Source organism: Halorubrum ejinorense (genome assembly GCF_055389685.1).
In genome coordinates this window covers 476,309-488,736 of the sequence record NZ_AP043777.1, presented here as the reverse complement: position 1 = coordinate 488,736, position 12,428 = coordinate 476,309, and the positions used below count along the sequence as shown (strand labels likewise).

Below are 12,428 nucleotides of genomic sequence, written 5' to 3'. Positions count from 1 at the left end.
ATTCGGGGGTACGTGATGGAGCAGTTCGTCTTCTTCGGCGGAAAAGGCGGGGTCGGCAAGACCACCGTCTCGTGCGCGTACGCTCACCGCTGTGCGACCGACGGCGTGCGGACGCTCGTCGTCTCGACCGACCCGGCGCACTCGGTGTCGGACGTGTTCGACCAGCAGTTCGCGGACGAACCGCGCTCGGTCAACGGCGTCGAAGGCCTCGACGCGATGGAGATAGACCCCGAAGACGAGATGCAACGGCACCTCGACGAGATCCGGGAGTCGCTCTCCGAGCAGGTCTCGGCGGCGATGGTGTCGGAGATCAACCGCCAGTTGGAGATGTCTCACGGCACCCCCGGGGCGTACGAGTCGGCGCTGTTCGACGCCTTCGTCGACGTGATGCGCGAGGAGAGCGACCCGTACGACCGGGTCGTCTTCGACACCGCCCCGACCGGGTCGACGCTGCGACTGCTCGGGCTTCCCGACTTCCTCGGCGACTGGATCGACCGACTGCTGTACAAGCGGAAGCAGTCCATCGACCTGTTCGAGAAGGCCGCCATCGGCGACATGGAGCCGCGGCGGCTGTTGGAGGGCGATCCCGTGATCGAGCGGCTCCAAAAGCGCAAGGAGTTCTTCGAGTACGCCGGCGAGACGATGCGGACGGACGCCGCCTTCTTCCTCGTGTTCAACCCCGACCAGCTGTCGGTCAACGAGACCGCGCGGGCGATAGAGGGGTTCACCGATCGCGACCTGCGCGTGCGGGGGCTCGTCGCGAACAAGCTCACGCCGTCGCCCGACGACGACGAGACGGGCCGCGGCGCGCGGTACCTCCGGGAGAAGGTCGAGACCGAGCGGGACCGGCTCGCGCAGGTCCGCGACGGGTTCGAGCCGCCGCTGGTCGCGGAAATCGAGTCGCGGACCACCGAGGTCCGCGGCGACGTGCTCGCCGACGTCGCCGACGCCCTCGACGTGGAACCGTAGGGGACTCGGGTCCCGACCCCCGGCTGAGTCCGTATCACCCGACTGCGGACCGGCCGCGCGCGAGGTCGATCACCCGCTGAACGGCCCGAATTTAACCCGGCGAGCGGAGCAAAAAACCGGAATATCGCCGAAGAGACGGGAGCGATCGCCTCGTTATCGCGCAATCATCATGAACGAAAGTAACGTTTAAGTTGGGCATAGTGAACCGATACCACGAGGCAGGGAGCCTATGACAAGTGTAATTTGGATCGTCGTCGCCGTGCTCAGTACGTTCACCGTCGGCTACGTGGGGTACTCTCGGTACCTCTCGCGGTTCGTCGAACTGGACAACGAGCAGGAGACGCCGGCACACAAGTACGAAGACGGTCAGGAGTACGTACCGGCGAAAAAGCCGGTGCTACTGGGGCATCACTTCTCGAGTATCGCGGGCGGCGCGCCGATCGTGGGCCCGATCACGGCGGGGGCCATCTGGGGATGGGTCCCGGCGCTTCTGTGGGTCGCCATCGGGAACCCCCTGATGGGCGCGGTCCACGACTTCATCTCGCTGTCGGGGTCGATGCGACACGAGGGGAAGTCGATCGGCTACATCATCGGCGAGTACGTCGGTGAGCGCGGCAAGAACATGCTGCTGTGGTTCGCGTTCCTCACCATCATCCTCGTGGTGGCGGTGTTCGCGCTGGTCGTCGGGATCGTGTTGAACGCGTTCCCGTCGGCCGCGACCGCGAGCCTAGTGTACATCGCGCTCGCCTTCGCGTTCGGGGTCTACCTGTACCAGCTAGACGGTCCGTTCCTACCGGGGACGGTCCTGTTCGTCGCCGGCGTGTTCGGCGGCGTCTGGCTCGGCATCCAGTACCCGATGGCGCTGTTCCCGGCGGTCGAGGCGGGAACGTATCCGCAGGGGACGATCGTCCTGTTGGAGTTCCTCGGTAACGGCGCTTGGCTGCCCGGCGCGGTGGTGAGCACCGACGCCATTCTCCAGCCGAACGTCGCGGCGTGGGTTCCGGTCATCCTCGTGTACGCGACGCTCGCGAGCGCGCTCCCGGTGTGGGTGCTGCTCCAGCCGCGCGACTACCTCTCGTCGTTCCTGCTGTACTCGGGCGTCGGTGGGGCGCTGCTGGCGATCATCGTCGGGACGTTCATCACGACGCCGGTGGAGCCGCTGACGATCGACCCCTCCATCGGGGCGTACATGGGCTTCTTCGGGAGCGACTTAGCGATCGGAGAACGGGGGATAACACCGCTTTTCCCCTTACTGTTCGTCACGATCGCCTGCGGGACGATCAGCGGATTCCACTCGCTGGTCTCGTCCGGGACGACTGCGAAACAGCTCAACAAGGAGAGCGACGCCCGTCTCATCGGCTACGGCGGAATGCTCGGTGAGGGGCTGCTCGCCTCCGTCGCCATCTCGACGCTCGCGATCGCCGGTTCCACGACGGCCGCCGCGGGCGGCGGCATCGGCGGTGCGCTCCCGAACTTCGCGACCGGCGGCGGGATCATCCTCACCAGTCTCGGGATTCCGCAGCGCTTCGGCGCGCCGTTCATGGCGCTCGTGCTGGTGAGCTTCCTCCTCACGTCGACCGACACGGCGGCGCGGCTCGGTCGCTACATGATGGAGGAGATCGTCGGCACGCAGGGCAGCGGGACGTCGACGGGCTTCTCCACCGACCTCGGCAGCCTCGCCAAGGGCCGGTACACGAACCCCGCGCTCCAGTCGCTCATCGCGTACGCGCTCGTCATCTCCGGCGAGTGGGTGACGCTCTGGGCGCTGTTCGGCGGCGCGAACCAGCTGCTCGCGGCGCTGGCGCTCTTGGCCGGCACCGTGTGGCTCGCCAACTGGGACGAGTCGAAGCAGCTGGCCTCCACCGGCATCCCGATGACGATCATGGTGACGATCACCGTGCTCGGGCTGTCGTGGGTCGCGCTGTGGGACAACCTGTATCAGAAGCTGATCCTCGGTAACGTCGCCGGGCTCAGCGGACAGATATCGGCCGTCGTCCAGATGGCGCTCGCGTTCGTGCTCATCTACCTCGCGCTGTCGCTCGTGCGGATCGGCTACGACAACATCACGAGCGTTCGGGGAAGCAGCGGGGCCGCGGTCGAACCGAGCGACGACTGACGGACTGCGATCGGTGCGGTTTTTCGTTTTTCGACCGAGCAGCGACGAGCGCGCTCAGCGCCAGAACCGCTTCGCGAACCGCGAGAAGATCCCCTCGTCCGGGTCCTCGACCGGCTCCCACAGGCGGAACGCGGCGGCGGTGTCGGCGCTCTCGCTGGCGACGAGGCCCTCGCTTTCGGGCGCCACCACGACGAGGTTCACCTCGTAGTGGCCGTAGTAGCCGAATTTCAGCAGCGTCCGGTCGTGGAACCCGTCGACGAACGAGGCGACGTCGTCGGGGATCCGGTCCGCGACGAGCACGACGGTGACGTCGGTGCCGTAGTGTTCCTCGTGTCCCTCGACGCGCTCGTCGGCGACGCCGTGGGCGAACTCGACGAGCCGCTCTAATTCGCCGACGGACGGGGTCGAGACGCGGCGCGCGAACACGTGCTCCATCATGTCGTGGTCCGCGTAGCTGAGGGCGGGGTGGAGGAACTGCTTCTGGTTTCGCACCCGCATCTCGGCGCTCATCTCGAACCGCTCGCCGTCGGCGACGACGTCGCGGTCGAGGTCGTAGCTGTACATCAGCCGGTCGGAGACGCGGTCGAGGTACTCGTCGTCGTAGTCGGGGACGTTCTCGCGGATCTCCGGCGGCAGCTCCTCGGGGTCGTGACGCCCGTCGCCGTCGTCGGCCGCGTCACTCATCGTCCGGGTCGTACGCGACCGCGTCGCCCGCGGCCGGCGGCGTGCCGATCGCGAGCACGGTCACCGGCGCGTCGGCGTCCTCGGGGTTGTACGCTCGCTGCGGGCTCTCGGGGTCGACGACGAACAGGTCGTCCGCCGGGACCTCGTAGGTCCGGTCGGGAGTCTCGACGGCGAGCGTGCCGTCGAGGACGTAGAACGCCTCCTGTTGGGTCTCGTGGTAGTGGTACGCGAGCGGGAGCTGTTCGCCCGGGGCGGCGCGGAACCGGTTGATCGCCGCGGCGTCGAGCTCGCCGGGGTCGGACAGCTTCCGACACTCGCAGGGGCGGTCCGGCTCCGGCTCGACCGAGTCGACGTCGACGGCGCGATATCCCATGTGAACGCATTCCACGGAGCGAGTGAAAAACTCGTCGGGACCGTCGGGTCCGAGGAGATACGCCGAGACCGCGTCGAGGGACGCTGAGGAGTGGTTTTAACTGTGAGAACGTCTTGTATGATAGTATATGACAGACGACACCGATCGCGAGCCGGCAGTGGATCCGGAGGTCACGGCGGAGGCGTGCGGTCGCTGTTCGATGTCGACCGTCGTCGGAGCGGTGGCAGACGACAGGTCGCCCGAGGAGCGCGCCGAGCGCGATCTGTTCGCCGGCGAGCGGATCGAGGTGGACGAGTCAGCGATCCGTCGGATCTCGCCCGCGGGATTCCTCGGCGACCTCAAGCGGCGGGCGAACGAACTCGGCCGGCGGATCGCGTACGGGAAGTAGCGTCGCCGCGCCGAGGCCGACTCACGTCAGGTCGGAGAGACTTATACGCGTCCGTTTCGTAACGGGGACACGCGATGGAAGAGAGCATCTCCGGCTTCAAAGTGCGCGGCGACTGGGGCGACGTCGTCGAACACGGCGAACGGGTCGCCTTGGCGCTCCGCGAGGTCGGCGTCGACGAGGGCGCTTACTACGAGTTCGACGAGTGGCGCCCGAAGAGCCACGAGCGCATCGACGAGGACGTCTCGGAGAAGACCGCGGCGCAGGCGTCCGTCGACGAGGGGGAAGGCGAGCGCGCCGGCAAGTCCCCCGGCGACGACCTCCAGACGGCCGGAGAGAAGCTCACGGAGTCCTACGAGAAGGTCGAGGAGAACGACACCGAGAGCGCCCGCGAGAGCTGGGGCGAGTCGATCGGACACGTCGCCCGCGCGGCGGACTCCGCCAGCCGAAAGGCGCTCAGAAGGGTCGAGGACGCCGTCTACCGCAACGTGATGACCCAGATGGCGCCGTACTACTTCGACAACGAACTCGTCAGCGCCAACGTTCAGGAGGTCGCCCGCGCCGAGGACGGGGAAACGTTCGTCTTCGAGGTGAACGTCAACGACGACGAGCTGAAAGCCGAGGTTTCGGACGTTCTCGACGAGTACGAGTCCGAGATAGACCGCTGGCACGTCGAGGCCGAAAAGCGGACCGAGGACGTCGCGGCCGCCGAGGGCGTCGAACCGCCCGCCGAGGAGGGCGGCCCCGACTCGACGAAGACGTGAACGGACGCGTCGGGCGAGACGAAGGGGAGTCGGCGCTCGACTCGAAACGGACCGCGAGGCACATCGGTCGGCTTTAACTCGCGGACCGTCGAATCGAACCCATGAGCGAGGTACTCCGGGTCGAGGCGGGCGAACTGGCCGTCGACGAACTCATCGACGCCCTCAACGACGGGCAACGCATCCTCGTCGACGTGGAGGTCGCCGGGGCGAGCCACGAGGTCGCCCTCCGCTACGACGGCGAGACGTACCACTGCGACACGCCGACGAACCTCCACCGACACGCGGACGAGTCGGGGATGCGCGGCTGTATCGATCAGATGGGCTACGCGGCCGAGGAGTGACGGTCGGCCGAAGAGACCGACATTTAACCTCGCCGCGCGCGAACCGAGCGGCATGAGCGACCCCGAAATCGAGGACCTCGTCGGCGACAGCTCCCCCTCGTTCGAACACGTCCTCTCCTGTGTCTTCGGCGTGCGCGACCACGAGAGCCGCGCGTACCTCACGCTGCTCGAGTATCCGGGCAGCACCGTCTCCGAACTCGCCGAGACCCTCGACCGGGACCGGTCGAACGTGAACCGGTCGCTGTCGACGCTGCGCGAGAAGGGGCTCGTCGAGCGCCGCCGCCGACTGCTCGACTCCGGCGGCTACGTCTACCAGTACACCGCGATCCCGGTCCCGGAGGCCAAGCGCCGGCTCCACGACGCCCTCGACGAGTGGGTCGCGGACGTCCACGACGCCATCGACGAGTTCGACCCCGACGAGCGCTGAGCCGAGAGCTGACGCGGACGCCTACTCCTGTGCCTCGTCCGACTCGTCGGACTCCTCGCCCGCGGTCAGCCCGTCGTCCTCGGGACGGTCGAGCGCGCGCTCGGCGTCGTGGTGGTCGGAGTAGCCGTCGAACCAGCGAGCGATCCGCTCGATGCGGTCGACGACGTGGGCCGGCTCGCCGGACCGGGACAGCTCGTGGCCCTCGCGCGGATAGCGCACGAACCGCGTGTCGACCCCGTTCTTCCGCAGCAGTCGGTGGTACAGCTCCGCCGTACAGATCGGGGTCCGGGTGTCGTCCTCGGAGTGGATCAGAAGCGTCGGCGTGTCGACCGCGTCGGCGTGTCCCGTCGGCGACTGGTCCCAGAGCCACTCGGGCTCCGCGCCGGGGACCGTGTCGAAGTCGCCCTCGACGAGCTTGTAGGCCGCGTCGGTCGAGCCGTAGAACCCGGTGAGGTCGTAGACGCCGCGCTGGGAGACGGCCGCGTCGAAGTAGTCCGTCTGGCCGACCGCCCAGGCGGTCATGAACCCGCCGAAGGAGCCGCCGGTGACGAAGGCGTTCGAGGCGTCGATCTCGGGGCGGTCGGCGACCGTCTCGACGCCGGCCATCACGTCGCGCATGGTGACCGCGCCCCAGTCGCGCTCGATGGCTTGAGTGAACTCCTCGCCGTAGCCGGTCGAGCCGCGCGGGTTCGACCAGAAGACGGCGTAGCCGCGGGCCGCGAGCGTCTGGAACTCGTGCCACATCGTCCCCGAGGTGGACCACATCGCGTGCGGACCGCCGTGGATCTCGACCGCGAGCGGGTACGGCTCGTCGGCGTCGCCGGCCGCGTCACCGGACTCCGCGGCGTCGACCCCCGCGGGCGGGGTCAACAGCCAGCCCTGGATCTCGACGCCGTCGGACTCGAACCGGACCTCCTCCGGCTCGCCGACCGCTCGCTCGGCGAAGTAGTCGGCGTTGAGTTCGGTGAGGCGCGTCGCCTCGTCGGCGCCGGCGTCGTGGAGGAACGCGTCGCCCGGGTGGTCCCACTCGCTGGCGGCGTAGGCGACCGCGACCGACTCCGGACCGGCGCCCGCCTCGCCGCCGACCGTCGCGCCGGACACGGTGCCGGGCCGGAGCAGGCGCTCGGGGTCGTCGGCGCCGTCGGCGGGGACGTGCCACAGGGCCGTCTTCCCCTCGTCGGGCGTCGCGAAGTACAGCGTCTCGTCGTCGGGGCCCCACTGCGGCGTCGTCTCCCGACCCAGCCCGCGGTCGAGGTCGCCGGTCAGGTCGGTGACCGCGCCGGAGTCAGCGTCGAGCACGCGGAGGTCCGTCGGCCGCATCGACACCTGGTCCGGCTCGGCGTGGGTGAACGCGACGCGGCCGTCGGCGGTCGCCGCGAGGTCCGCGCCCCAGCCGGTGGTGGTGTGGACGCGCTCGGTCTCGCCGGACCCGAAGTCGTGGGCGCGGATCGCGATCTCGACCGAGTCGTCGGGGTCGTCGCCGACCGCCTCCGTGTAGTACAGCGTGTCGGCGTCGCCCCAGTCCGGGGCGGCGAAGTCGGCGTCGCGGTCGGTGACGCGGGTGACGGCCTCGGAGTCGGCAGGGTCGGGGTCCGTGACGCCGCCGACGGTCGCGTCCGCGTCGACGACGTACACGCCGGGGCGTCGGCCGTCGAAGTACCGCTCTGCGGCGCGGTAGACGGTCCGGTCGATCACCCGCGGGTCGGGGTGTTCCGCCGGCTCGTAGTCGTCCGGCACCGCGCGGTCGCGGTCGGCCTCGCGGTCGTCGGCCGTCACCGACTGGACGAACGCGATCCGCTCGCCGTCAGGCGACCACGCGATCTGTGAGACGCCGCCGACCACGTCGGTGACGCGGCGGGCCTCGCCGCCGTCAACGGGGAGGACCCACAGCTGCTGGCGGTCGTCCGCCGCGCCCCGGGTGGAGGTGAACGCGATCCGGTCGCCCGAGGGGCTCCAGCGCGGCTCGGCGTCCGTGCCTTCCGAGAGGGTGAGTCTGCGGGGGTCGTCGTCGCCCGCGGCGTCGGCGAGGTACACCGTCGTCTCGTAGCTGTCGTCGCCGTTCGGCTGTCGGCGCACGAAGGCGACGCGGTCGCCGTCCGGCGAGAGTCGGGGGTCGGTCGGGACCGCGATGTCGTGGTAGTCCGCCGCGGTGACGCGTTCCATGCGCGTCACTCGGACGGCGGAGGCAAAAGGCGTCGGGAGCCGGAAAGGCGGTCGACGGCGGTGGGCCGGTCGTCGGGCGGACGCCGACTGCCGCCGGTCAGTCGCCGCCGTTGTCGAACGCGAGCGAGACGCCGTCGCCGTCGACGGTCGCGCCGGCGGCGCAGACGGGGTGTTCGAGGTCGGCCTCCAGGAGTTCGGTCGCGGCGGACGCGGCGTCGGTCGCCGTCAGGTCGTACGGCTCCGGGGCGTCCGTCTCGTAGGTCGCGACCACGGTGGGATCGTCGACGGTCTCGACGAGCAGCGCGTCGCGGCGGACGACGCCGATCGTCGCCGTCTCGGCGCCGACGACGCCGGCGATCCGCGGGGTGTCGTAGTCGTCCTTCTCGAAGTCGAGCGCGAGGAGCGGCGACGCGAGCGCGTCGCGGGCGGGGTAGCCCAGCTCCAGCTTCTCGGCGATCGGGTCGACGTGCGAGCCGTTTCCGAGGACCGCGAGCGACTCGCCCGTCGGCGTCTCGACGGCGCGGGCGCAGTTGTAGGAGACGTACGGGTTGTCCGTCTCGGGCGCGCCCGCGGTCGGGCCGACGGTGAGCGTGCCGTCGCGATCGCGGACGCGGCGGTTCGGGAACGAGCGCGAGGAGACGCGGTAGCCACCGATGCCGGGCGCGACGACGACGAATCGTCCGACGTACATACAGCTTCGTGCGGATTGAGTCGTGTAAAACGCGTCGATGTAATCACGAACGCGATCCAGTAGAGGGAACAGGAGTCCAGCCGGACCCACGAGGAGCGCCGGAAGGACCCGACGGCGTCAACCGATCGCACGGCGGACGTAACGCGCAACGCTTACAAAGACGTGCGGGCTACTCGTGAGTACGCAGTCCATTGGGGTAGTGGCCAATCCTGTTGCCTTCTGGGGGCAACGACCCTGGTTCGAATCCAGGATGGACTACTTCTGCTGTTTCCTCGTTTCGACTGGGCCGGAGAGGCGTCCGCGTCCGGTGGTCTCCAGTCGAAACGAAGGGGTTTGCGCTCTCACTTCTCGACGTCGAGCAGCGCGACGCGCTCGCGGACGACGTCGGCCACGCCGCCGTTCGTCGCGGCGAGTTCGCGGTCGGTGACGCCGTAGAACTCGCGGACGCGGTCCTCGTCGAACGCGGCCTCGAAGTGGTCGCCGTCGGCCGGGCCCTTAGCGTCGGGGCGGTCGATCGAGTCGCCCGGGAGCGATCGGGCCGAGTCGACGGCGAGCGATCGGGCCGCCTCGACCGCGGCGGGGAGATCCGCGGCCGGGCGGTCAGCGCCGGGCACGTCGCCGAAGTCCGCGACGAGGATCGCCACCGACCGCTCCCCTTCCGAGACGCCGAGTTCGAGCGCGCGGTCGATCTGCCTGCGTCCGGCGGCGTACAGTAAGATCTCGACGCCGGGGTCGCGGGCGACCGCCTCGCCGCGGGCGATCGCTCTGGCGGCGAGCCGCGCCGCCTCGCGGAGCTGCGTCGCGGAGACGACGAGGTCGGCGTCGAACGCCTGAACGACAGCCCCGGTGTCGGCGGCGATCGCGTCGCAGTCGGCGAGGAACGCGTCGAGGTCGTCGATGTCGACGGTGCCCGCCACGAGTCTGACCCCGGGGTCGGGTGCGGGCTCCGGCGTCGATCCCGCCGCCGCGTCGGTCATCCGAAATCACCCAGACTGGCCTGTCCGTCGCCGTCGCCGTCGGCGTCCGCGCCCGCGGTCGCCGCCGCCGAGGCCGAGCTGTCGGGGTCGACCCCGTCCAGCGAGGGGTCCTCGCGGCCGGCGTTCTCCAGGATGCGCTCCGCGGTGCGCTCGCGGCCGCGGAGCGCGCCGAGCACGACCGCTTTGTCCGCCTCGCGGAGGTCGGCGCGGCTCTCGATGCCGGCCTCGTAGAGTCGGCGGGCGCGCTTGCGACCGACGTTCCGGACGCCGGCCAGATCGAGGAGTTCCTCGCGGACCCCGTACTCCAGCCGCTTGCGGGCCTCGCGGACCCGGACGACCACGTCGCCGTCGATCCCCTCGACGTCTCTCGCGAGCGTCTCCGCGGCCCGGAGGAGCCACTCGGCGGTGTCGACCTTGCCGCGGATGTCGCCCGGACCGACGCCGTACCGCTCCGTGATCCGGTCTTCGTCCACCTCGTTCGCCCAGTCTTCGAGCAGGCGGGCCGTCTTCAGCGCGGCGAGCCAGTCCTCAAACCGAACTTCCTCGTACTCCGAGGGCACGTCGCCGAGGAACTCCGTCTCGCGCTCGTAGCACACCTCGGTGTACGTCTCCCGGTCGCCGGACTTGAGGTACAGCTCGTAGGTGTCCGGCGTCCGGCTGACGAGGTGGTAGAGCCCGAGCGGGGTGACCGCGGGAGAGTCCGAGCCGGCCGCTCCCTCCGACTCCTCGCCGTCGTCCTCGCCGGCGGTCCCCGCAGCGTCCCCCCGAGTGTACGTGGTGAAGCCCGGTTCGTCGGCGTCCGAGTCCGCGCCGTCCGCCGGGACGAACGCGTCGCCCTCGGCGTCGGGCGTCGCGTCGGCGCCGTCCGCGACGGTCCGGAGTCCGTCGAGTATCTCGGCCGCGCTCATCGGGTCGAGGTAGAGCCGCGAGACGGTGTGGCCGATGCCGGTCGCGGCCAGGCTCTCGGCGCCGCCGTCGCGCTCGCGCTCGACGAAGCCGTTGACTTCGAGGTACTCGAGGACCGTGTCGGTGACCGCGGCGAGTCGCCCCTCGTCGTCGGTCTGCGTGGCGTAGAGCGTGTTGTCGAGGAACGTCAACAGGCCCTCGCGGGTGGCCGCGAAGCCCGAAGCGATCGTCGCGAGGACGTGCGTCCGGAGCGCGGGCTCGGCCGCCAGCTTCGAGCGGACCGGCTCGGCCTCGGCCCAGAGGTACCGCTCGAACAGCTCCTCGCGGGTGTCGGCGTCGTTCGCGAGCAACACCGCCTCGCCGTACGGGTCGAGCCCGGGGCGGCCGGCCCGTCCGCACATCTGGTGGACCTCGAGGACGTCGAGGGGTTTCATGCCGCCGAACTCCCCGTCGTAGCGGCGCCAGTCGCGGACGATCACCCGGCGGGCAGGGGTGTTGACGCCGGCGGCGAGTGTCGGCGTCGCGGAGATACACTTGATCAGGCGGTCGCGGAAGGCGTCCTCGACGAGGCTGCGGTGTTCGCTCGCGAGCCCGGCGTGGTGGAAGGCCGAGCCCTTCTCGACCGCGTCCGCGAGGTCCTCGGAGGTCTCGGTGTCGGAGACGCCGCGGATCTCGTCGGCGAGGTCGCGGAGTCGGTCGCGCTCGCCGTCGGTGAGCCGCGCCCCCGTCACGTCGGTCAGCTTGCGGGCGGACGACTCGGCGTTGCGCCGGGAGTTGACGAAGACGAGCGAGGAGCCGCCCTGCCCGCCCTCCTCGGTGTCTAAGGCGTCGCCGACGAGCTTCGCGGTCTGGTCTTCGCCGCGATCGACCGGCACCTCGCGCTGGCTCCCGTCGTCGAAGTTGATCGCGTTGCCGAAGTGGACGCCGGTCCGGAGTTCGATCGGGCGCCACTCCGACTCGACGAGTTCGGCGTCGAGCCAGTCGGCGATGACGTCGGCGTTGCCGACCGTCGCCGAGAGCGCGACGGTCTGGAGGCCCGGATTCACCTTCCGGAGCTTCGCGAGCGTCACTTCGAGGGTGGGGCCGCGGTGCGAGTCGTCGACGAGGTGGACCTCGTCGCTCACGACGCAGGTGAGGTCGTCGATCCACGGGGCGCCGTTGCGGATCAGCGAGTCGACCTTCTCCGAGGTGGCGACGATGATGTCGCGGCTCGCGAGCCACTCGCCGTCGGAGTCGTAGTTGCCCGTCGAGACGCCGACCGTGACGCCGTGGTCCTCCCAGCGCTCGAACTCGGTCTTCTTCTCGCTGGCGAGCGCGCGCAGCGGGACGATGTACAGCGCCTTGCCGCCGCGCTGGATCGACGAGAGCATGGCCAGCTCCGCGATCAGCGTCTTGCCGGAGGCGGTGGGGACCGCCGCGACGAGGCTCTCGCCGTCGAGCACGCCGGCCTCGACGGCGGACTGCTGGGGCGGGTACAGCTCCGCGACGCCCTCCGCTTCGAGCGCCTCGCCGACGCCGGCGGGGAGCCCGGAGAGCGAACTCGGTTCCATTACCGGACTCTGGTCTCCGACGCGATTTAAACCGTCGGAACGGGGTCGCGAGAGGGACAGAACCGCGGTGGCGCGTGCCGAC

12 protein-coding genes and 1 tRNA gene are annotated in these 12,428 nt (G+C 69.9%); 7 read left to right on the top strand and 6 right to left on the bottom strand.

Annotated features, from left to right (window positions below; genetic code table 11):
• Positions 1-15: 15 nt before the first annotated feature.
• Positions 16-969, top strand: coding sequence for an ArsA family ATPase (locus ACZ5KW_RS03485; RefSeq protein ID WP_343778548.1), 954 nt, complete (start codon positions 16-18; stop codon positions 967-969).
• A gap of 229 nt (positions 970-1,198) precedes the next feature.
• On the top strand, positions 1,199-3,085 hold the full coding sequence (locus ACZ5KW_RS03480; RefSeq protein WP_343778549.1) for a carbon starvation CstA family protein: 1,887 nt from the start codon (positions 1,199-1,201) through the stop codon (positions 3,083-3,085).
• Positions 3,086-3,139: 54 nt separating this feature from the next.
• Here ACZ5KW_RS03480 and ACZ5KW_RS03475 read toward each other — a convergent pair whose 3' ends face one another.
• Both ACZ5KW_RS03475 and ACZ5KW_RS03470 read right to left on the bottom strand, forming a co-directional pair.
• Positions 3,140-3,769 carry a DUF8052 family protein gene (locus ACZ5KW_RS03475; protein ID WP_343778551.1) on the bottom strand — a complete coding sequence of 210 codons (630 nt, stop codon included), beginning with the start codon at positions 3,767-3,769 and terminating at the stop codon, positions 3,140-3,142.
• The gene (locus ACZ5KW_RS03470) at positions 3,762-4,142 is read right to left on the bottom strand and encodes a cupin domain-containing protein (RefSeq protein ID WP_343778553.1); all 381 of its coding nucleotides are present in this window, start codon (positions 4,140-4,142) and stop codon (positions 3,762-3,764) included. Before ACZ5KW_RS03470 ends, ACZ5KW_RS03475 begins: the two co-directional genes overlap by 8 nt.
• Before the next feature lie 127 nt (positions 4,143-4,269).
• On the opposite strand from ACZ5KW_RS03470, the gene ACZ5KW_RS03465 reads away from it, so the two are divergent.
• The 4 genes from ACZ5KW_RS03465 (at position 4,270) to ACZ5KW_RS03450 (ending at position 6,059) form a co-directional block, all read left to right on the top strand.
• Positions 4,270-4,530 (top strand): hypothetical protein, encoded by a 261-nt coding sequence (locus ACZ5KW_RS03465; protein ID WP_343778554.1) that lies wholly within the window; start codon positions 4,270-4,272, stop codon positions 4,528-4,530.
• 74 nt (positions 4,531-4,604) lie between these two features.
• Positions 4,605-5,291, top strand: a complete 687-nt coding sequence (locus ACZ5KW_RS03460) for a DUF5828 family protein (protein WP_343778556.1) — start codon at positions 4,605-4,607, stop codon at positions 5,289-5,291.
• A 101-nt stretch (positions 5,292-5,392) separates the two neighbouring features.
• Positions 5,393-5,632 (top strand): hypothetical protein, encoded by a 240-nt coding sequence (locus ACZ5KW_RS03455; protein ID WP_343778558.1) that lies wholly within the window; start codon positions 5,393-5,395, stop codon positions 5,630-5,632.
• 52 nt (positions 5,633-5,684) lie between these two features.
• On the top strand, positions 5,685-6,059 hold the full coding sequence (locus ACZ5KW_RS03450; protein WP_343778560.1) for a helix-turn-helix domain-containing protein: 375 nt from the start codon (positions 5,685-5,687) through the stop codon (positions 6,057-6,059).
• Between the two features lie 21 nt (positions 6,060-6,080).
• Here the strand turns inward: ACZ5KW_RS03450 and ACZ5KW_RS03445 are convergent, their stop codons facing one another.
• Both ACZ5KW_RS03445 and ACZ5KW_RS03440 read right to left on the bottom strand, forming a co-directional pair.
• Positions 6,081-8,222 (bottom strand): S9 family peptidase, encoded by a 2,142-nt coding sequence (locus ACZ5KW_RS03445; protein ID WP_343778562.1) that lies wholly within the window; start codon positions 8,220-8,222, stop codon positions 6,081-6,083.
• A 97-nt stretch (positions 8,223-8,319) separates the two neighbouring features.
• Positions 8,320-8,913, bottom strand: coding sequence for an IMP cyclohydrolase (locus ACZ5KW_RS03440; protein ID WP_343778563.1), 594 nt, complete (start codon positions 8,911-8,913; stop codon positions 8,320-8,322).
• A 185-nt stretch (positions 8,914-9,098) separates the two neighbouring features.
• On the opposite strand from ACZ5KW_RS03440, the gene ACZ5KW_RS03435 reads away from it, so the two are divergent.
• A tRNA-Gln gene (locus ACZ5KW_RS03435) sits at positions 9,099-9,171 on the top strand.
• 83 nt (positions 9,172-9,254) lie between these two features.
• Here the strand turns inward: ACZ5KW_RS03435 and cgi121 are convergent.
• Together cgi121 and ACZ5KW_RS03425 are read right to left on the bottom strand one after the other, a co-directional pair.
• Positions 9,255-9,890 (bottom strand): KEOPS complex subunit Cgi121, encoded by a 636-nt coding sequence (gene cgi121 / locus ACZ5KW_RS03430; RefSeq protein ID WP_343778565.1) that lies wholly within the window; start codon positions 9,888-9,890, stop codon positions 9,255-9,257.
• A complete protein-coding gene (locus ACZ5KW_RS03425) occupies positions 9,887-12,346 on the bottom strand; it encodes an ATP-dependent DNA helicase (RefSeq protein WP_343778566.1) in 2,460 nt (819 codons plus the stop codon). Before ACZ5KW_RS03425 ends, cgi121 begins: the two co-directional genes overlap by 4 nt.
• Between the last annotated feature and the right edge of the window lie 82 nt (positions 12,347-12,428).

What these genes read in the sequence shown, in the direction of transcription:
- ACZ5KW_RS03485 (WP_343778548.1), top strand. Translation starts at nt 16, where the DNA reads ATGGAGCAGTTCGTCTTCTTCGGCGGAAAAGGCGGGGTCGGCAAGACC.
- ACZ5KW_RS03480 (WP_343778549.1), top strand. Translation starts at nt 1,199, where the DNA reads ATGACAAGTGTAATTTGGATCGTCGTCGCCGTGCTCAGTACGTTCACC.
- ACZ5KW_RS03475 (WP_343778551.1), bottom strand. Translation starts at nt 3,769, where the DNA reads ATGAGTGACGCGGCCGACGACGGCGACGGGCGTCACGACCCCGAGGAG.
- ACZ5KW_RS03470 (WP_343778553.1), bottom strand. Translation starts at nt 4,142, where the DNA reads ATGGGATATCGCGCCGTCGACGTCGACTCGGTCGAGCCGGAGCCGGAC.
- ACZ5KW_RS03465 (WP_343778554.1), top strand. Translation starts at nt 4,270, where the DNA reads ATGACAGACGACACCGATCGCGAGCCGGCAGTGGATCCGGAGGTCACG.
- ACZ5KW_RS03460 (WP_343778556.1), top strand. Translation starts at nt 4,605, where the DNA reads ATGGAAGAGAGCATCTCCGGCTTCAAAGTGCGCGGCGACTGGGGCGAC.
- ACZ5KW_RS03455 (WP_343778558.1), top strand. Translation starts at nt 5,393, where the DNA reads ATGAGCGAGGTACTCCGGGTCGAGGCGGGCGAACTGGCCGTCGACGAA.
- ACZ5KW_RS03450 (WP_343778560.1), top strand. Translation starts at nt 5,685, where the DNA reads ATGAGCGACCCCGAAATCGAGGACCTCGTCGGCGACAGCTCCCCCTCG.
- ACZ5KW_RS03445 (WP_343778562.1), bottom strand. Translation starts at nt 8,222, where the DNA reads ATGGAACGCGTCACCGCGGCGGACTACCACGACATCGCGGTCCCGACC.
- ACZ5KW_RS03440 (WP_343778563.1), bottom strand. Translation starts at nt 8,913, where the DNA reads ATGTACGTCGGACGATTCGTCGTCGTCGCGCCCGGCATCGGTGGCTAC.
- cgi121 (WP_343778565.1), bottom strand. Translation starts at nt 9,890, where the DNA reads ATGACCGACGCGGCGGCGGGATCGACGCCGGAGCCCGCACCCGACCCC.
- ACZ5KW_RS03425 (WP_343778566.1), bottom strand. Translation starts at nt 12,346, where the DNA reads ATGGAACCGAGTTCGCTCTCCGGGCTCCCCGCCGGCGTCGGCGAGGCG.